This window comes from Gymnodinialimonas ceratoperidinii (genome assembly GCF_019297855.1).
GTDB lineage: Bacteria > Pseudomonadota > Alphaproteobacteria > Rhodobacterales > Rhodobacteraceae > Gymnodinialimonas > Gymnodinialimonas ceratoperidinii.
Genome location: NZ_CP079194.1, coordinates 2,357,911 through 2,376,949 on the forward strand (window position 1 = coordinate 2,357,911; position 19,039 = coordinate 2,376,949).

Sequence of the window (19,039 nt, forward strand, 5' to 3'; positions counted from 1 at the left end):
CCGCGATCAATCTTCGGCGTTGGCCTCGGCGCGGCTCTTGCCCGACACATCCATGGCCAGCACGCTCGCCATCAACCCGTCGATATTGCCGTCCAGCACACCCTGCGTATCCGATGTCTCGTAGGAGGTCCGCAGGTCCTTCACCATCTGGTAGGGCTGCAAAACATAAGACCGGATCTGGTTGCCCCACCCCGCATCGCCCGCGTTTTCATGGACCTCGTTGACCTTGGCCGAGCGCTTGTCCAATTCGATCTGGTAGAGCCGCGATTTCAGCGCCTTCATGGCGATGTCCCGGTTCTGGTGTTGCGACTTCTCGGAAGAGGTCACGACGATACCTGTGGGGTGGTGGGTGATCCGCACCGCCGAGTCGGTCGTGTTCACGTGCTGACCGCCCGCGCCCGAGGAGCGATAGGTATCGATGCGGATATCGGACGGGTTCACCTCGATCTCGATATTGTCGTCGACCACCGGGTAGACCTTCACCGAGGTGAAAGACGTATGACGCTTGGCGGCGCTGTCGAAGGGCGAGATCCGGACGAGGCGGTGCACGCCGCTCTCGGATTTCAGCCAGCCATAGGCGTTGTGCCCGCTGATCTTGTAGACGGCCGACTTGATGCCCGCTTCTTCCCCCGCGCTGAAGCTTTGCAGTTCCACGTCGTAGCCTTGCTTTTCGGCCCACCGCGTATACATCCGCGCCAGCATGGAGGCCCAGTCGCAGCTCTCAGTACCGCCGGCGCCCGAGTTGATCTCGAGGAACGTGTCGTTGCTGTCGGCCTCGCCGTCGAGCAGCGCTTCCAGCTCCTTGGCGGCGGCATCCTCGACAAGGGCTGCGAGGGCGGCTTCCGCCTCTGCCACGACTTCGTCGTCGCCTTCCATCTCGCCCAGTTCGATCAACTCGGCGTTGTCATCGACGCCCTGCTTGATTGTCTCATATTGCTTCAACTTGTCGACGAGGATCTGCCGGTCTCGCATCAGCTTTTGCGCCTTGGCAGGATCGTTCCAGAGGTCCGGATCCTCGACGCGGGCGTTGAATTCCTCCAACCGGTGCGGCGCGGTCTCGATATCCATGCGCTGTCCCAACAGGGTCAACGAATTGCGGATCTTTTCAATGTTCGCTTGGGTCTCGGCGCGCATGGGAGTGCCTCTCAGAATTGCTCACGCAGGGATAGACCAGCGCCGCGCAACCCTCAAGGCACTCCGCGCATCGGTCGGGCGGCCAAAGCCTTGCAAGGCTTTGCGCAGACTTTTGCAAAAGTCTGTCACGCGGTGGTCAGTAGAGGCCGCCCGAGCTCAACGTGCCGAAACCGGTATTCGTCGGCACCCGCGCGGTGTCCCCGTCCGAGGTTTCCACCAGGGTGCCCTGGCCCCCGCCGCCGCCATCGTCGCCTTGGGTGAACATCGGGATATCCGAGGACATCGCCCACCCGCCATCAATTGCCGAGAGGATGCCCTGGAATGGCTCTTCTCCGGCACGGAACAACTCGTAGACCACGTTGTTGCCTTGGCTGCCATCGGGCAGGCGCGCGCCCGAGAAGCGGTCAATGGGGAAGAACTGGCCGCCTTCAGGGACCGGGAAGTCGCCCGAGCCGTATTCCTCGATCGCCTCGAGCATGAAGCGCTGGAAGACCGGGCCGCACATGCCACCGCCAGAGGCGCCGCGCCCAAGGCCTTCGGGCTGGTCGTAGCCGATATAGCAGCCCGCCACGATGTTCGAGGTGAAGCCCACGAACCAGACGTCGCGCGCCTCGTTGGTGGTGCCGGTCTTGCCCGCCGTGGGGACCGGCAGGTTCACCGTGCCCGATGCGGTGCCGCGATCGACGACGCCCCGCATCATCGAGGTCAGCTGATACGCCGTAATCGGATCGATCACCCGCTCGCGCGTGGACACGATGCGCGGTGCCAGACCTTCATCCAGCTCGGTCAGCTCACAATCCGGGCACAGGCGCTGGTCGTGGCGATAGACCGTCTCGCCATAGCGGTTCTGGATCCGGTCCACGAGCGTCGGCTCCACCCGCTCGCCGCCATTGGCGAACATCGCGTAAGCCGCCACCATGCGGAACAGCGTCGTCTCCTGCGAGCCAAGCGCGTTCGCGAGGAAGGGTTGCATGTCGTCATAAACGCCGAAGCGCTCGGCGTAGCGGGCCACGGTCGCCATGCCGACGTCCTGTGCAAGGCGCACGGTCATCAGGTTCCGCGAACGCTCGATCCCCGTGCGCAGGGGCGACGGCCCATAAAACTGGCGCGAGGCATTTTGCGGCCGCCAGATGCCCTCGCCGGTCTCCACCTCGATCGGCGCGTCGATGACGATGGTGTTGGGGCTGTAGCCGGAGTCCAGCGCGGCGGCGTAAACGAAGGGTTTGAAAGACGAACCCGGCTGCCGCGTCGCCTGGGTCGCGCGGTTGAAGCTGGAATACTGGTAGGAGAAGCCGCCCTGCATCGCCAGTACACGGCCTGTATGCACATCCATCGCCATGAAGCCGCCCTGCACTTCCGGGATCTGGCGCAGGGTCCAGCGGATGAAGCTGCCATCGCTGTCGCTGGTCATGCGGCGCACGTGGACGACATCGCCCACGCTAAGCAGGTCACCGGCGACCCGAGCGGTATCGCCCCGCGATCCGTCCTCGCGCAGCGGGCGCGCCCAGGTCACATCCTCTGCCGGGATGAAATGGCCGTCCTCGTCTTCCTCGACGCCTTCGATCCCGATCCGGGCCGCGCTGTCGCCGACCTCCAGCACGACCGCGGCGAACCAGCCGTCAACGTCGCGGGCGATATCCGCGCTCGCCAGCGCCGCGCGCCAGCTGGCCTCTTCGGTTAGTTCCGCCGGGTCGATGGTGTCGACGGCACCGCGCCATGTGCCAAGGTTGCGGTCGTAGCGCTCCAATGCCTGCCGAAGCGCGGCCTCCGCTACTTCCTGCAAGCTCTCGTCCATGGTCGAGCGCACCGCGTAGCCGCCCGAGAAAAACTCGTCCGCGCCGTACTCGGCGCTCAGCTGGCGGCGGATTTCATCGGTGAAGTAGTTCCGCGGCGGGCGGGTCAGGCGATAAGCCTCGATATGGCCGCCCTGCACGGTTTCCAGAGGCGCAGCCTGTGCGGCCTCCATCTCTTCGCGGCTGACGTAGCCGTTCTCGTACATCTCGCGCAGCACGTAATCGCGCCGGTTGATCGCGCGCTCGTAGTCATCGACGGGGTGGAAGCGGGACGGCGCCTGCGGCAGGGCCGCGAGGAACGCCACCTGCTCCAGTGTCAGGTCCTCCAGCGTCGCGTTGAAATAGGTCTGCGCGGCGGCGGTCACGCCATAGGAATTCTGCCCGAGGAAAATCTCGTTCAGGTAAAGCTCGAGGATGCGATCCTTGCTGAGCGTCCGTTCGATCCGGGCCGCGAGGATGATCTCGCGCACCTTGCGTTCGACCGTGCGCGAGCCGTCGAGCAGGAAGTTCTTCATCACCTGCTGCGTGATCGTCGACGCGCCGCGCACGTCGCGCCCGCGCGAGCGGACTGCATCGACAAACGCCGCCACGATGGCACGGGGATCATAGCCCGAGTGGCTGTAGAAATTGCGATCTTCGGCAGAGACGAAGGCGTAGGAGACGAGATCGGGGATCTCCTCGGCGGGGGTGAACAGGCGACGTTCGGTGGCGAATTCGTCCACGATCATGCCTTGGCGCGAATAGATGCGGCTGATCGTCGGCGGCGCGTATTGCGACAGCGTCTCGTGATCGGGCAACCCGCGCGAATACATGAAGATGAGCCCGCCCACGCCCAATGCGGCGAAGACAAGCCCAAGGGTCACGGCACTGAAGATCGCGCCGAAGAAACCGAATATGAATCGCATGATGTGCCTGCTTCCCCAAGATTGCCCATGGTATACAGCGCGCAAGCGCAGCGGTCAAAACGAAGTGGGCGGGTTTCTGCCGCGAAATCGTGGCGCCTTGGGAGTAGAGATGGGGCCGGAAGATATATTGACAACCTACCGGATCGAGGCCGCGCGATGGGCGCGTGAGCGGAACCGATCGCTATGGGAGCGCCCGGCATTGGCCGCCTGTGTGGCAGACCGTGCTGCCCCGTTGGAGGTGTTGGACCTGGGCTGCGGTTCGGGTCAACCGATTGCCCAATGGTTCATCGCCCGAGGCGACAGGGTTTGCGGCGTCGATGGCGCGCCCGAGATGCTGGCGGAATGCGCCGCGCGTGTGCCCGAGGTGACGCGGATCGAGGCTGACATGCGCGCGCTGGACCTGCGCCGCCGCTTTGACATCCTTTTGGCGTTCAACAGCTTTTTTCACCTGTCCATGGACGATCAGCGCGCCATGTTCCCAATCTTCGCGGCTCACGCAGCGCCGGAGGCGCGGCTGCTCTTCACCTCCGGCCCGGCTGAGGGAGAGGCCATCGGCCAGGTTGGTGACAGCCCCGTCTACCATGCGAGCCTCGCGCCCGATGAATACCGCGCCTTGCTGGCTGCCCATGGCTTCGAGGTCGTCTGGTTTCGCCCTGAGGATGCCGAATTGAAAGGCCATTCCGTCTGGTTGGCGCGCTTCACTGGCGCCTGAGCGCACCGGCGGCTGCATCCGCCTCGGACCATGCCAGCACCGCGCCGGTGATCGCCGCCTGCATCCGCGCACGCCATGCCGGGTCCTGGATGTTTTCGAGGTCTCCGCCTTCGCTGAGGAAACCGATCTCCAGCAGAACCGCGGGAAAGTCGGCCGCCTTCAGGACCGAGAAGCCGCCCTCGCTCCGCGGCTGTGCGTGGAGGTCGATGCCCGCGCGATCAATGGCTTGCACCAGGATATCGGCGAAAGCCTGCGACCGGGGCGCGGTCTCGATCCGAGCGAGGTCCAGGAGCACGCCCACGACCTCGTCGTCCGAGCCGGTCAGGTCCACGCCCTGCAACAAGTCCGCCCGGTCGTGTTGTTCGGCCAGCGCGGCGGTGGCGGCGTCGGTGGCCTCGTCCGACAGCGTGTAGACAGTCGCCCCCTGCGCGCGTCCGACGGTGATGGCGTCCGCATGGATCGAGATGAAAAGGTCCGCGCCCGCGGCGCGCGCCAGCGTCACCCGCGTGGGCAGCGGCACGAAGACATCCGCATCGCGGGTCATCGCGACCTCGATCCGGCCCGTGCGACGCATCACCTCGCGCAACTCGCGGGCGAAGGAGAGGATCAGATCGGCCTCGGTCAAACCCTCACGCAGCGCACCGGGATCGACGCCACCGTGGCCGGGATCAAGCATGACCGTGAAGGTCTCATCAGCAGCCGGCGGCGCGTGGGAGACGACGGGAAGAAGCACCGCATCAAGGCCGGGCGGCGGCCCGGCCGCTTCCGCGAAGGCCTCCGGATCGGTGGGAGAAAGCGAAATCGTTACAATGGCTTGGCCTGTCTCTTCATCGGTCTCCATCGCCGCGACGTCGAGTGACTGGGCCGCGTTCAGCGTCAGCACCATGCGCGACCATCCGGGGCTCGACGCGCCGCCCATGGCGACGCTTTCGACCAGCTGCGCCGCGTTGAACCCCTCGGGCAGAGCGCTGAAATCCACGGTGCGGAAATCGACGACGACGCGCATCGGATCGTCCAGCGTGAAGACCCGGAACGGCACCGCCTGGCTGAGCGAAAGGCGCAGTTCCGTGCCGCGCCGCCCGCCCTCCAGAGAGGAGGCATCGGGCAGCGCCCGGGCCGAAGCGCCAAGGGTTTGTGCGCCAAGGGGCGCGGCGAGGCAGAGGAGGACAGCGATCAGGAATGCTCGAACCACGGGTTGGATCCTTCGTGTGTTTTGCCGCAGGTTAGCCGACCTTCCCGCGCGCTCCTAGAGGCTGTCGAAGAACCGCGTGAGGCGCGCGACACCTTCCTCGATATCATCGGTGGCGCGGGCATAGCTGAAGCGCAACGTCCCTGCCCCGCGCGCCTTGTCGAAGTCCAGTCCCGGCGTCACCGAGACACCGGCCTCGTCCAGAATGCGCGCGGCAAAAGCGAGCGTGTCATCCGTGAGGTGGCTGACATCGGCATAGACGTAGAAGGCGCCGTCCGCCGGTGCGGTGTTGCTCAGGCCTGCCGCTTGCAGCCCGTCTTGCAGGATCACGCGGTTGCGGGCGTAGGTGTCGCGGTGCTGGTCCAACTCGGCCCGGCCCTCGGGGGATAGGGCGCCCAAGGCCACAACCTGCGCGGCGTGAGAGGGACAGATGAACATGTTCTGCGCCAGACGCTCCACGGTGCGGATGTGATCGGGCGGGACCACCATCCAGCCAAGCCGCCAGCCGGTCATCGAGAAATATTTCGAGAAGGAGTTGATGACATAGACGTCGTCGGTGACCTCCAGCGCGCTGACCGCGCGGGCGTCGTATTGCAAGCCGTGATAGATCTCGTCCGAGATCAGCGAGATGTCCCGGTCGGCGCAGGCCTCGGTTAACGCCGTTAACTCCGGCTTGAAGAGCATCGTCCCCGTCGGGTTGGCCGGACTTGCCACCACCAGACCGTCGAGGCTGTCGTCCAGATGATCCGGCGTCGGCTGGAACCGCGTCTCGGCGTGGGTCTGCAACCCGACCGGCTCCAGCGACAGGGCCGAGAGGATTTGCCGATAGGAAGGGTAGCACGGCTCCCCCAAGGCAACGCGCGCGCGCGCATCGAACAGCGAGGTGAAGGCTAGGATGAAGGCTCCCGACGCGCCGGCGGTCAGGACCACCCGCGCCGGGTCCAGATCGATGCCGTACCATTCGTCATAGAGGGCCGCGATGCCTGCGCGCAGGTCCGGCCGGCCCAAGGCCACGGTGTATCCCAGAGGGCCCGCCGCCATCTCTGCTGCGAGCCGGTCCCGCGCGGCTTTGGGCGCGCCGGTGCCGGGCTGGCCGACCTCCATGTGGATGATATGGCGCCCCGCCTCTTCCGCCGCGCGGGCCTGCTCCATGACGTCCATCACGATGAACGGGTCTACTTCGGATCGGGTCGACTGGCGCATCGGGCCTCCTGAGTTGTCACAATGGTGTGAGACCACCCACGGATGCATTCGTCAATGGCGGCCCCGGCGTGATGTGATAGACGGAGGCCAAAGCATTTCGAGCGGAGAGCATGATGAAACGACTGATGATGAGCGCGGCCACCCTGGCCCTTCTGGCCAGCCCGGTTGCCGCCACCGATATTGGCGACATGACCGAGGCCGAGCGCCAGACCTTCCGGGAGGAGGTGCGCCAGTACCTGTTGGAGAGCCCCGAGGTCCTGATGGAGGCCATCGCCGTTCTGGAGCAGCGTCAGGCTGCCGAGGAAGCCGCCGCGCAGGAAGTGGCCGTGGCCGAGAACGAAACCGCGATCTTCAACTCCGCCTTCGATCACGTGGGGGGCAACCCCGATGGTGACGTGGTGATCGTGGAGTTCGTCGATTACCGGTGCAGCTATTGCCGCCGCGCGCATCCCGAGGTGAACGAGCTGGTCGATACCGATGGCAACATCCGCTTCATCACCAAGGAGTTCCCGATCCTCGGTGAGCAATCGGTTCTGGCGTCCCGCTTCGCCATTGCCACGCGTCTTGCGCTCGGCGGCGAGGCCTACGAGCAGGTGAGCGACGCGCTGATGGCGATGCGCTCGGACGTGACGGAGCTGGCGCTGGCGCGCCTGGCGAGCGATCTGGACCTCGACAGCGAGGCGATCTTCGCGGAAATCGATAACCCGATCGTGCAAAGCACCATCGATTCCAACCGCGCCCTCGGGCAGCGGATGGGGATCACCGGAACGCCTTCCTTCGTCTTTGGCGACCAGCTTGTGCAAGGCTATGTCCCGCTCGCCAACATGCAGGACATCGTGGACATTATTCGCGACACCGCCGGCTGAACTTCGCTGCCATGGAACGACAAAGGGCGCCCCGAGAGGCGCCCTTTTTCATTCATGCAAGGTCTGGCGCGTTACCCGCGCGACCACCAACCGCGGCGCTTCGGCTTGGCCGGCGCGTCTTGCGACTGCTCGGCCGCAGGCTCTGGCGCAGCTTCCGGGGTCGGAGCTTCCGCTTCGGCGACCGCTTCGGCCATCTCGGGCTCTGCGGCAACCTCAGGCTCAGGCTCAGGCTCGGGCTCGGCCGGAGCCGCGGCGGCCGGCGCCATCGGCTGCGGCTCGGACTCGTCGATCGGCTGAACCGCCGGCGTGTCAGCGGATGGGTCCGGCAGGGGCTCCGTCACCGGGGCCGCGGCCTCAACCGCATCGCTCGGGGCATCGGATGCCGCCGCGTCCGTGGGGGCCTCGGCAGCTGTCTCGGCCGGCTTGTCTGCGTCACCGCCAGAGGCCTCGCCATTCACACCGTTATCCGTATCGCCGTTCTCGGCGGACTTACGGCCACGACCACCCCGCCGCGAACGGCGGCGCTTCTTGGGCTGTTCCTCATCGTCGGAGGAGGCTTCGGCGTTGGTGTCGGATGCTGCCTCATCGGAGGATTTAGCCTCCGCGTCAGCGGCCTTCTGCTCGGCGGTGTTGTCACCATTGCCGTTATCGCCGTTGTTCTCACCGTTCTCGCCGTTGTTCTCGCCATTCTCATCGGAATTGCGACGACGGCCCCGGCCCCCGCGACGGCGGCGGCGTTTCTTCTTGGGCTGTTCATCCTCGGTGACTTCGACGGCGTCCTCGACCTGATCCGCCTCTTCCGGCACATCCTCGTCGATGTCGTCCATCAAGCCCGCATCCATCGAGACGACAGGCGCCACGGCAGTGATCTTGCGGGTGGCAGTCTTGAACTTCTCGATCTTGAAGTCCGGCACGACCAGCGAGGCGTCCGCCTCGATCCGGATCGCCATGCCCGAGCGGGCTTCGATGCTATCGAGATAGTCGCGCTTGAAGTTGATCAGGAAGTTCACGATGCCCACGGGCGCGGTCAGCAGAACCTCACGCGAGCGACCTCGGGTGCTTTCCTCTTCCAACAGACGCAGGATCGAGAGCGCGAGGCTGTCGTCCGAGCGCACGAGACCGGTGCCGTGGCAATGGTGGCACGCCTGCGTCGTGGCCTCCAACATGCCGGGGCGCAGACGCTGGCGCGACATTTCCATGAGGCCGAAGGAGCTGATCCGGCCCACCTGGATGCGGGCGCGGTCGGACTTCAGCTTCTCCTTGATGCGCTTCTCGACGGCGTTGTTGTTGCGCCGTTCGTCCATATCGATGAAGTCGATGACGATCAAACCGGCGAGGTCACGCAGACGCACCTGACGGGCAACCTCTTCGGCGGCCTCCAGGTTGGTCTTGGTCGCGGTATCCTCGATCGAGCCTTCCTTGGTGGAGCGGCCCGAGTTCACGTCGATGGCGACAAGCGCCTCGGTGATGTTGATCACGATGTAGCCGCCGGATTTCAGCTGCACCGTCGGGTTGAACATGTCCGACAGGTAGCCTTCGACCTTGTACTTGGCGAAGAGAGGCACACCGCCCGTGTGCTGTTTCACCTTCTTGGCGTGGGACGGCATGATCATTTTCATGAAGTTCTTGGCGTGCTTGTAGCCCGCCTCGCCGTCGACGATCACCTCGTCGATATCGCGGTTGTAGAGGTCGCGAATGGTGCGGTGGATCAGGTCGCCTTCCTGATAGATCGGCGCCGGCGCGATGGATTTCAGCGTCAGCTCGCGGATCTGCTCCCACTGGCGCTGCAGGTATTCGTAGTCGCGCTTGATCTCGGTCTTGGTGCGCTGGCTGCCCGCCGTGCGCACGATCAGGCCCGCGCCCTGCGGCACGTCCAGCGCGGTGGCGATGTCTTTGAGCTTCTTGCGGTCGGCGGCATTGGTGATCTTGCGAGAGATCCCGCCCCCACGCGCGGTGTTGGGCATCAGGACGCAGTAGCGACCGGCCAGCGAGAGATAGGTCGTGAGAGCCGCGCCCTTGTTGCCGCGCTCTTCCTTGACCACCTGCACCAGCATGATCTGGCGGACCTTGATGACTTCCTGGATCTTGTACTTCTTCGGCCGCGGTTTGCGGACCGGGCGAATTTCCTCGACATCATCGTCGTCGGCAACGGTTTCGCTGTCGTCGTCCGAGCTGTCGTCGTCAGTGTCGTCGCTGTCATCGGAGCCATTGTCGTCCGCGTCCGCATCGGTTTCGTCATCCGCGTCAGACGAATCGTCAGACGTAGAAGCATCCTCCGATGCGGCATTGCTGTCAGCCTCGGCCTCGGCAGTTTCCGTGACAGGCTCGCCCGCGTCTGCACCTTGAACGCCGGCGATATCCCCGCCCACGGCCTCGGCCAGCTTCGCCGCGTCTTCAGCGGCTTCCCCGTCGAGTTCGACAACATCCATGCCCGAAGGCGCGCCCGTTGCAACGGCGTCGTTGCCGGTGTCTTCGGCCTTCGTCTCGGACCCGCGCCGGCGGCGACGGCGACGCTTGGGCTTAGAGGATTCCTCCTCCTCCTCTTTCGCCTGTTGCTCCGCGTAGGCACGCTCTTCCGCGAGCAATGCTTCGCGATCCGCGACCGGGATCTGGTAGTAATCGGGGTGAATTTCCGAGAACGCGAGGAAGCCGTGCCGGTTTCCACCGTAGTCGATGAACGCAGCCTGCAACGAGGGTTCGACCCGCGTTACTTTTGCCAAATAGATGTTACCTGCGAGCTGCCGCTTGTTTAGTGATTCAAAGTCGAATTCATCGACCTTGGTTCCATCCGCCACCACGACGCGGGTTTCTTCCGCGTGGGTGGCATCGATGAGCATTGTTTTTGCCATGATATCCTTGCTCGTGACAGCCCCGCGCGCCTGCACGGGGCATAGCCCTGGCAAGTCGCAAATGAAGTGTCACGTTGTGCTGTTAGAGCGATGGATCTGGCGGCACGAGCAGAACGACCACAAGCGGCCATGAGCCGCTTTCCGTCGTCCAAATCTGCGCCGAGGCCATACATCGCTGCCGTCTCCGAGTGGTCAAACCGCGATGTGGTCTGCCATCCAATCATGCCGGCCCTTTTGTCATGGAGCCGGCGGTTAAATACGGCCCTAAGTGCGTGAAAGCGATCTTGGGCCAAGTGACCTGCGCCCCTTGCCGGTGCGGCGTCATCGCGCGGCACGAACTACAAGGAGGCAGAGAACCTGTTGTCTGACCCTGCGGCCAGTCCTGCCACATTAAGGGGGCGACCGGTGAAAAGACAATGGGGAAACGGATCGGCCGCATCAGAAAACGACGGTCGGGACATACACCCTATCTGCACAGCCGACCCAAAGTCATCGAAGAGGTGGTAAGATCGTATCAAGCAGGTGGGCTGGAGGTAGGTGGTTGAGCATAAGCTTCTGCATATTCGAGTCTTCAACGATGGTCGCGAAGTCATCTGAACTCATGCTGTCGTATCGGGTTCGCCAGTGGCGCACCATTACTTCTTTGTAGCCAGTAATCTTCGGTGTCTTACCCCAAGCTAATCGTACTTCGGGATCTTCTTCGAGAAGTAGCTCAAACAGTGCATGTGTCCAAAAATAGGGGTAGACAGCGAACTGGCCACCGAACTCCGGATTTACCAACCTTGATACCCCGGGTGATTCAAATATCCGCATTCTACGGCCTTGCTTACCTAAATAAGATCGGCGCGCAAGCTCAGCCCGCGCTCTAGCAAAGCACCCTTTTAGACCTGTTTCTAGTTCATGCCGATATCGATGCGGGCGACGAGGCATTGACCAGTAGCTCTGAATATACTCAAGCCACTTCTTCGAGATCAAATTGCCTCGCTCTGAATAAAGAAACCAGCTTTCGATACTCCTATGCCTGTGAGGATTGTGGAACGCGAAGAACCCAGACCTAGAAAATTTTGTACTCCAGTCACGTAACGGGCTGATTGGGACGACCCCGCAGTCAATATATACTCCTCCATGCTCATACATATCTTGAACACGGAAAATGTCGGAAATCGCTTGATGAGTCGTTGGCACAGAGCCCAACTTCAAACGCTCGAACTGTGCGTAGGCCATCTCGAGGTCCGAAATGACTATCTGAACCTCAGGATTCATCTTCCCCCAAGCTTCCCAGCAACGCTTCACAACGTCTGGAGCGCTCGACTCGCCTTGCGCCCAAAAAAACGACAATCGCTTTATCGACATTTCTTGCACTTTCTTTACGTCAAGGAGTGAGTGGTTCTTTTGTAAAAATGTATACGCAGGAGTGCGTGGGAGCTTACCCTGAACCACGAAATCGACGCTCAGATATCTAGAATTCTTAAAGGTAATCCGAACGGCTCAAGCCATATTTGGCCATCTTCTCGTTCAAGGTTCGTCGCGGCAGGCACAGCTCTTCCATGACGCTGGCGATCGAGCCGCGATGCCGCCGCATCGTGTTGTCGATCAGCATCCGCTCGAAGGCTTCCACGTATTCCTTCAGCGGCTTGCCCTCACCCATCGCTTGTGGCGCCATCTGGGTGTTGTCGGACATCAGAAGCGAGGCGATGGAGCCGGAGCCCCGGCGTTGCTGGAGGATCGCCCGCTCGGCGATGTTGATCAACTGACGCACGTTGCCGGGCCACGGTGCCTGCAACAATTGCGCCGCTTCCTGAGCCGTGACCTGTGGCGCCTCGGTGCCGTATTCCTCCGAGAACTGCTCGCCGAAACGCGTGAAGAGCGTCAGGATATCCTCACCTCGCTGGCGCAACGGCGGCAGGTCGATCCGCATCGCCGCAAGGCGGTAGAACAGATCGGGCCGGAGCGCGCCCTCGCACTGGTCCGGTTCGGGCGCGTTGCAGATCGCGACGATGCGCGTCTCGGCCGGCGTGCCCTGATCGTTGATGAAGGTCAAAAGCCGCGCCTGAAGGGCCTGGCTCAGCGCCTCGACATCCTCCAGCACCAGCGTGCCGCCGCGGGCCTGTTCGACCAGCGGCTTGTCCTGATCCTCGCCCACCGGGCCGAACAACTTGGCGGAGAGTTCCTCCTCCTCGTGCGCGGCGCAGGACAGCACGACAAATTGCTTGCCCGCACGCGGACCCACCGCGTGGAGCGCATGGGCCACCAGCGTCTTGCCGGTCCCCGTCTCGCCCGTGATCAGCACGTGACCGTCAGCCTGCCCGAGATCGAGGATATCCTCCCGCAAACGCTCCATCACCGGCGACGAACCGATCAGCTTGCGCATCAGGACTGTGCCGTCCGAGAGCTCACGCCGCAGGGCACGGTTGTCCAGCGTCAGGCGCCGCTGCTGCCCTGCCCGCTTGGCAAGGTCGGTCATCCGGTCCGGATTGAAGGGCTTCTCGAGGAAGTCGTAGGCGCCAATACGCATTGCCTCCACCGCCATCGGCACATCGCCGTGACCCGTGATGAGGATTACCGGAATGCCACTGTCCACGCCCATCAGGCGCTTGAGGAAGGCCATGCCGTCCATGCCGGGCATCTTCACGTCGGTGACCACCACGCCCGGATATTCCGCGCCGATCGCCTTCAGCGCCTCTTCCGCGCTGGCATAGGTCTCCGTGTCAAATCCCGACAGTGCCAGCCACTGGCTGATCGACTGCCGCATGTCCTGCTCATCATCTACAATCGCGATCTTCATAGAGACTTCCTTCCATGCCCCACCGCGTCTCGCGGCCTTTCGGGCGGTATTAATGCCCTGACGCCATTCCGGCTTCTTGCGGGCCTTTGCGGCCCCCGCCGTTACTTGCGCCACCGCAAGGCGATTTATTCATACCCTATCGTGCTTTGCACCGTCAGGCAGGTTTTTTCTGATACGCACACCGAGAGCGTGAACCCGGCGCGCACGGATTTGGGCTCGTACGAACCCCTCTGACAATAAAACACCGGTGACATGACCATTGTTCCATCCTTGCACGCGTCAGACCCGTCATTCCGCCGCAGAGCGATCCGAGGCGCTGTTGAGCGCTGGCAAACGGATCTCGAAGACCGCGCCGGACCCCTCGCCATTGCGCGCCGTGAGACGGCCGCCGAGGTCTTTCACGATGCCTGAGGAAATCGCCAGCCCCAAACCGACTCCCTCTCCGGGCTTCTTCGTCGTGTAGAACGGCTCGAACAGGGCTTCCAGATCATCAATGCCCGGTCCGCTGTCGCGCACCGTCAGCACGACTTCGTCGCCCTCTACAATGATCAGGTCGATCTCCTTCTCCTCGGCCCCGCCCATGGCGTCGAGCGCATTGCGCAGGAGGTTGATGATCACCTGTTCCAACCGCAAACGGTCCGCCATGACCATCGCGGGCTTGGGCGGCAGGTTCTGGGTGATGTGAACCGTATCGGTGCGCAATTGCGGCTCCATCATCGTGATCGCGCCCTTCAGGGCATCGCGCATGTCGACGGGCTCCAGCGCATCCCCGCCCTTGCGGGCATAGGATTTCAGCTGCCGGGTAATCGCGCCCATGCGCTCGATCAGGTCGTCGATGCGCTGAAAGCTGGAGGCGGCCTCCTCCGTGCGCCTGCGTTGCAGCAACAGCCGGGCGCCGGCCAGATAGGTCTTCATCGCCGCCAGCGGCTGGTTCAACTCGTGGGACACGGCGGCGGACATCTCGCCAAGGGCGGCGAGCTTCTGGCTCTGTTGCAGGCTCAGCTCCGCCTCCTCCAGTGTCCGCTGCACCCTCTGACGCTCGGCAATCTCGCGCTGCAGACGCCCGTTAAGCCGCCGCAACTCCGCCGACTCGCGCGCCAATACCGCCGTCTGCAGCCGCGCGCGGCGGCTGAGCACGTAGAAGGCCCCGGCGAGCAGCAGCGCGAATCCCATGATCTCGAGCGCCAGAACCCCGTTCACCCGCTCGCGCACGCTGGTGTAGGCGGTGTAGCTGACGATCCGCCAGCCCCGGAACGGAATGCGCGACTCGAGCCTGATCGTGGCCGAGCCGAAGAAATCCGGCGCCGGGTCGCCGAAGGCCCAGTCCCCCGCCCCCTCCAGCGCGCGCTGGATGGCTGAGGGCGGCGCGCGCAACGCCATGGCTTCGGCTTCGGTGCGCCCGCGCCAGCGCGACTCGGTCGAGAGGATGATCTCTCCCTGCGAATTGGCGAGGAACACCGCCTCGGAGGCCCCGCGCCAGCGGTCGACAAGCCGGGCAAGGTCGATCTCCACAAGGATCACCCCAAGCAGGCCATCGCCGTTCTCGATCTGCCGCGAGAAGGTGAAATCGAAGCGCCCGGTCTCAGGCTCGTTGGAGGTGAAGACGGTGTTAGAAGAGCGTGTGGCTTCGACGAAGAACGGATCCTCGTTGCGCCGCTCGGCGATGCGCGCGCGATCCGTTGCGGCCACCACCCGTCCCTCGCGGTCCAGAAGCAGGATCGAGGCCGCGCCGATATCCTCGACGTAGGAGATCAGGTATTGCGAGGTCTGGGTGTAATCATTCGCTTCGAGCGAGCGGATCAGCGACGGGTCACGGCTCAGCAGCAGCGGCACAACCTGGTGGCGACGGATCTCGGACAGGACCGAGCCGGAATAGATCGCCAGCCGGACTTCTGCGCGGTTGCGGGTGGTTTCGGTAAACCGCTCCGTAAGCCAGATGTTCGAGATCCATATCACCGCGATGGCCCCGCCCAGGAACAACGCCATCATGGCGCGCAACACCCAAGGGCGGCGCGGCCGGCGCCGGGACGGCGGTGCGGGGCGGTCTGCGAGACTCATGGCGCCAGACTATGCCGCGCCAGAAGCCGTCTCAAGGGCTGCCGCCGAACACCGGCGGTTGCCCGCCCCCAAGCGCTCCCTGTGCCCGCGCAGGTCAGGCCGCGACCAGCGCACCCGCCAGCGATGAAAAGAGCGCCGCGCCATCGGTGCCCCCATGGGCCGCATCGACGGCGCGCTCGGGGTGAGGCATCATGCCGAGAACGCGGCGGTTGGCACTGAGCACACCGGCAATATCCGCGCGCGAGCCGTTGGGATTGTCGCCATAGGTAAAGGCAATGCGATCTTCGCTGCGCAGGGCATCAAGTCCCGCATCATCGATCTGGTAGTTTCCGTCGTGATGGGCCACCGGCACAGTGATCTCATCCCCCGCACCATAGGCCTCCGTGAACGGGCTCGACGCCGTCGCGACCACCAGTTGCTCCGGACGGCAGACGAACTTGATCCCGCTGTTGCGCATCAGGACGCCGGGCAGAATCCGTGTCTCACAAAGAACCTGAAAACCGTTGCAGACGCCAAGAACATGCCCGCCCTTGCCCGCGAATGCCATGACCGCCGCCATGATCGGCGATTGCGCGGCGATGGCGCCGCAGCGCAGGTAATCACCGTAAGAGAACCCTCCGGGCACGCCCACCACGTCGATCCCTGCCGGCAGCGCGGTTTCCTTGTGCCAGACCATCTCGACCTCAAACCCCGCCTGGCGGAAGCCCACGGCAAGATCGCGGTCGCAGTTGGAGCCCGGGAAAACAAGAACCGCGGCTTTCACGCGCTCTCTCCCACCGCGGACATCTCGACGCGGTAGCTCTCGATCACGGTATTGGCGAGCAGCTTTTCGCACATCTCGTTTACCTGCGCCTCAGAGGTGCCATCGGCCAATTCCAGCTCGATCACCTTGCCCTGGCGCACACCGCTGACCCCGTCGAACCCCATCGAGCCAAGTGCAGATTGCACCGCCGCGCCCTGCGGGTCCAACACGCCCTGTTTCAACATCACGGTAACAACGGCTTTCATGGCACCCGCTCCTTCACCTTTTCATAAATACGTAATCCGACAGCCGCCCAAGAGAGCAGAGGTCAGTTGATCAACGTGGGCTTCGTCGTGCCCGCAGGCCCTTGCGGCATGATGCCAAGGCGCCGCGCTACTTCCGTATAGGCATCTGCCAGATCGCCCAGGTCACGCCGGAAGACGTCCTTGTCGAGCTTTCGGCCCGTCTCGATATCCCACAGCCGGCACGAATCGGGGCTGATCTCGTCGGCCACGATCAACCGCATGAAATCGCCATCCCAGATCCGGCCGATCTCGATCTTGAAGTCGACCAGCTTGATGCCGACCCCCAACATCAGACCGCTCAGGAAATCGTTCACCCGCAGGGCAAGGCTGACCATGTCGTCCAGATCCTGCTGCGCGGCCCACCCGAAGGCGATGATGTGTTCTTCGCTCACGATCGGGTCGTTGAGATCATCGTTCTTGAAGTAGAACTCGACGATCGGACGCGGCATTGCCGTGCCCTCTTCGATCCCCAGACGGTTGCAGATCGAGCCGGCAGCGACGTTGCGAACAACGACTTCCAGCGGAATGATCTCGACCGCGCGGATCAATTGTTCGCGCATGTTGAGGCGTTTGATGAAATGGGTCGGCACGCCGATGTTGCCAAGCCCGGTCATGAAGAACTCGGACAGGCGATTGTTCAACACGCCCTTGCCGTCGATGACGTCGCGCTTCTCGCCATTGCCGGCGGTGGCGTCGTCCTTGAAATACTGCACCAGGGTGCCGGGCTCAGGCCCCTCGTAAAGGGTTTTTGCTTTGCCTTCATAGACCAGCTTACGGCGTGCCATGCGCATTATCCCGAGTGTTGGGCGGCTCAAGGGCAGCGGCCACCAATTGGCTGTGGCTATAGGTCATCGCGCGTTGTGTCGCAAGCGTGGCCGGAGGCTTCGGCTTGCGGCGGGAACGCACAGGGCGCTAAGGTCGGACCAACCACCACATTCCCGCGAAATGGAGACCTTGATGACCACATTCGACGATCGCGAAAAAGCCTTCGAGAACAAGTATGCCCACGATGCAGAGATGCAGTTCAAGGCCGAAGCGCGCCGCAACAAACTGATGGGTCTCTGGGTCGCCGATGCGCTTGGCAAGACCGGTGAGGACGCCAACGCCTATGCCGCAGAGGTGGTGAAGGCCGATTTCGAAGAGGCCGGCCACGAGGACGTGATGCGCAAGGTCATGGCCGATCTGGGCGACAAGAAATCCGAGACAGAGGTTCGCGCGAAATACGACGAGCTGCTGGTGGTCGCCAAAGCACAGCTGGTCGACGAGGGCTGAGCCGCGCTCAACCGGGGCCACGCTTCACCACTTGAAGACCGGTGCGGTCTTGGCCCTTGCGTTCCTAAAGACCCTCATGAGCGCGGCTCATGACAAACATGCAAATTTTGCGCCTTGCTCATAACGCGCGCCCACGCCATGCCTCGCGGGCGCGCGTTTTTTGATAGCAAGGTAGTCCGATGTCCGATCCCCTCTCCCGCCTCTTGTCCTCCAGAGAATGGCTGCTGGCCGATGGCGCCACGGGAACCGCGCTGTTCAACATGGGCCTCCAGTCCGGCGACGCGCCGGAATTGTGGAACGTGGATCACCCCGATCGCATCACCAGATTATACCGAGGCGCTGTCGACGCAGGCTCGGACCTCTTCCTCACCAATTCTTTCGGCGGCACCGCCGCGCGCTTGAAGCTGCACGACGCGCAAGACCGCGTGCACGAGTTGAACAAGGCCGCCGCCGAGATCGGCCGCGAGGTTGCCGACACGGCCGGACGCGAGATCATCGTGGCGGGCTCGGTCGGTCCCACCGGCGAGATCATGGCACCGATGGGCCCCCTCACCCACGAGATTGCAGTCGAGATGTTCCACGAGCAGGCCGAGGGCCTGAAAGCTGGCGGCGCGGATGTGCTCTGGGTCGAGACGATCTCGGCACCCGAAGAATACAAGGCGGCCTCCGAGGCGGCACGACTGGCGGACATGCCGTGGTGCGGTACCATGAGCTTCGACACCGCCGGGCGCACGATGATGGGCCTGACCTCTGCCGCCATGGCCGCGATGGTCGAAAAACTGTCGCACGCGCCGCTGGCCTATGGCGCGAATTGCGGCGTCGGCGCGTCGGATCTGCTGCGCACGGTTCTGGGCTTCCGCGCCTCCGGCAATCCGCGCCCGATCATTGCGAAGGGCAACGCCGGTATCCCCAAGTACGTGAACGGCCACATCCACTACGACGGCACGCCAGAGCTCATGGCGCGATACGCCGTGCTGGCCCGCGATGCCGGTGCCACGATCATCGGTGGCTGCTGCGGCACGACACCCGAACATCTCGCCCATATGCGCGAAGCGCTGGAGACCACCCCGCGCGGCGCGGCGCCAAGCCTCGAGCAGATTGCCGAGGAAATGGGCGGCTTCTCCTCTGGCGTGGACGGGACCGAAGAGAACGGCGGCGGCCCGACACGAGAACGTCGCGGACGGCGCCGGACCCAGGCCTGAGCGTCACGTTCACGATCATTTAAC

15 protein-coding genes are annotated in these 19,039 nt (G+C 63.7%); 4 read left to right on the forward strand and 11 right to left on the reverse strand.

Annotated elements, in window-relative coordinates; translation table 11 throughout:
- Window positions 1-6: 6 nt before the first annotated feature.
- Both prfB and KYE46_RS11450 read right to left on the reverse strand, forming a co-directional pair.
- Window positions 7-1,134, reverse strand: a complete 1,128-nt coding sequence (gene prfB, locus KYE46_RS11445) for a peptide chain release factor 2 (protein ID WP_219000746.1) — start codon at window positions 1,132-1,134, stop codon at window positions 7-9.
- Window positions 1,135-1,270: 136 nt separating this feature from the next.
- Entirely contained in the window at window positions 1,271-3,835 is a 2,565-nt protein-coding gene (locus tag KYE46_RS11450) for a penicillin-binding protein 1A (protein ID WP_219005099.1), read from the reverse strand.
- A gap of 124 nt (window positions 3,836-3,959) precedes the next feature.
- Between KYE46_RS11450 and KYE46_RS11455 the strand changes: the two genes are divergently transcribed.
- Complete coding sequence (locus KYE46_RS11455) at window positions 3,960-4,544, forward strand: class I SAM-dependent DNA methyltransferase (protein WP_346345204.1); 585 nt, start codon at window positions 3,960-3,962, stop codon at window positions 4,542-4,544.
- Here KYE46_RS11455 and KYE46_RS11460 read toward each other — a convergent pair.
- On the reverse strand, window positions 4,531-5,736 hold the full coding sequence (locus KYE46_RS11460; RefSeq protein ID WP_219000748.1) for an N-acetylmuramoyl-L-alanine amidase: 1,206 nt from the start codon (window positions 5,734-5,736) through the stop codon (window positions 4,531-4,533). The genes KYE46_RS11455 and KYE46_RS11460 overlap by 14 nt on opposite strands.
- A gap of 54 nt (window positions 5,737-5,790) precedes the next feature.
- On the reverse strand, window positions 5,791-6,936 hold the full coding sequence (locus tag KYE46_RS11465; protein WP_219000749.1) for a pyridoxal phosphate-dependent aminotransferase: 1,146 nt from the start codon (window positions 6,934-6,936) through the stop codon (window positions 5,791-5,793).
- 113 nt (window positions 6,937-7,049) lie between these two features.
- On the opposite strand from KYE46_RS11465, the gene KYE46_RS11470 reads away from it, so the two are divergent.
- The gene (locus KYE46_RS11470; RefSeq protein ID WP_219000750.1) at window positions 7,050-7,802 is read left to right on the forward strand and encodes a DsbA family protein; all 753 of its coding nucleotides are present in this window, start codon (window positions 7,050-7,052) and stop codon (window positions 7,800-7,802) included.
- 71 nt (window positions 7,803-7,873) lie between these two features.
- On the opposite strand, the gene KYE46_RS11475 is transcribed toward KYE46_RS11470, so the two are convergent.
- The 7 genes from KYE46_RS11475 to purC form a co-directional block, all read right to left on the reverse strand.
- Window positions 7,874-10,651, reverse strand: a complete 2,778-nt coding sequence (locus KYE46_RS11475) for an Rne/Rng family ribonuclease (protein ID WP_219000751.1) — start codon at window positions 10,649-10,651, stop codon at window positions 7,874-7,876.
- A 489-nt stretch (window positions 10,652-11,140) separates the two neighbouring features.
- Window positions 11,141-12,091, reverse strand: coding sequence for a capsular polysaccharide synthesis protein (locus KYE46_RS17600; protein ID WP_428845059.1), 951 nt, complete (start codon window positions 12,089-12,091; stop codon window positions 11,141-11,143).
- A gap of 28 nt (window positions 12,092-12,119) precedes the next feature.
- The gene (locus tag KYE46_RS11485) at window positions 12,120-13,436 is read right to left on the reverse strand and encodes a sigma-54-dependent transcriptional regulator (protein WP_219000753.1); all 1,317 of its coding nucleotides are present in this window, start codon (window positions 13,434-13,436) and stop codon (window positions 12,120-12,122) included.
- 288 nt (window positions 13,437-13,724) lie between these two features.
- Window positions 13,725-15,494: a sensor histidine kinase gene (locus tag KYE46_RS11490; protein ID WP_219000754.1), complete on the reverse strand. Its 1,770-nt coding sequence runs from the start codon at window positions 15,492-15,494 to the stop codon at window positions 13,725-13,727.
- A gap of 94 nt (window positions 15,495-15,588) precedes the next feature.
- On the reverse strand, window positions 15,589-16,257 hold the full coding sequence (gene purQ / locus KYE46_RS11495; protein ID WP_219000755.1) for a phosphoribosylformylglycinamidine synthase subunit PurQ: 669 nt from the start codon (window positions 16,255-16,257) through the stop codon (window positions 15,589-15,591).
- Window positions 16,254-16,502, reverse strand: coding sequence for a phosphoribosylformylglycinamidine synthase subunit PurS (gene purS, locus KYE46_RS11500; RefSeq protein ID WP_219000756.1), 249 nt, complete (start codon window positions 16,500-16,502; stop codon window positions 16,254-16,256). Before purS ends, purQ begins: the two co-directional genes overlap by 4 nt.
- Window positions 16,503-16,564: 62 nt before the next feature.
- Entirely contained in the window at window positions 16,565-17,326 is a 762-nt protein-coding gene (gene purC / locus KYE46_RS11505) for a phosphoribosylaminoimidazolesuccinocarboxamide synthase (protein ID WP_219000757.1), read from the reverse strand.
- Window positions 17,327-17,498: 172 nt separating this feature from the next.
- Here purC and KYE46_RS11510 point away from each other — a divergent pair, with 172 nt between their 5' ends.
- Entirely contained in the window at window positions 17,499-17,813 is a 315-nt protein-coding gene (locus KYE46_RS11510; protein WP_219000758.1) for a DUF1476 domain-containing protein, read from the forward strand.
- 179 nt (window positions 17,814-17,992) lie between these two features.
- The gene (gene bmt, locus KYE46_RS11515) at window positions 17,993-19,015 is read left to right on the forward strand and encodes a betaine--homocysteine S-methyltransferase (RefSeq protein WP_219000759.1); all 1,023 of its coding nucleotides are present in this window, start codon (window positions 17,993-17,995) and stop codon (window positions 19,013-19,015) included.
- Window positions 19,016-19,039 lie beyond the last annotated feature (24 nt).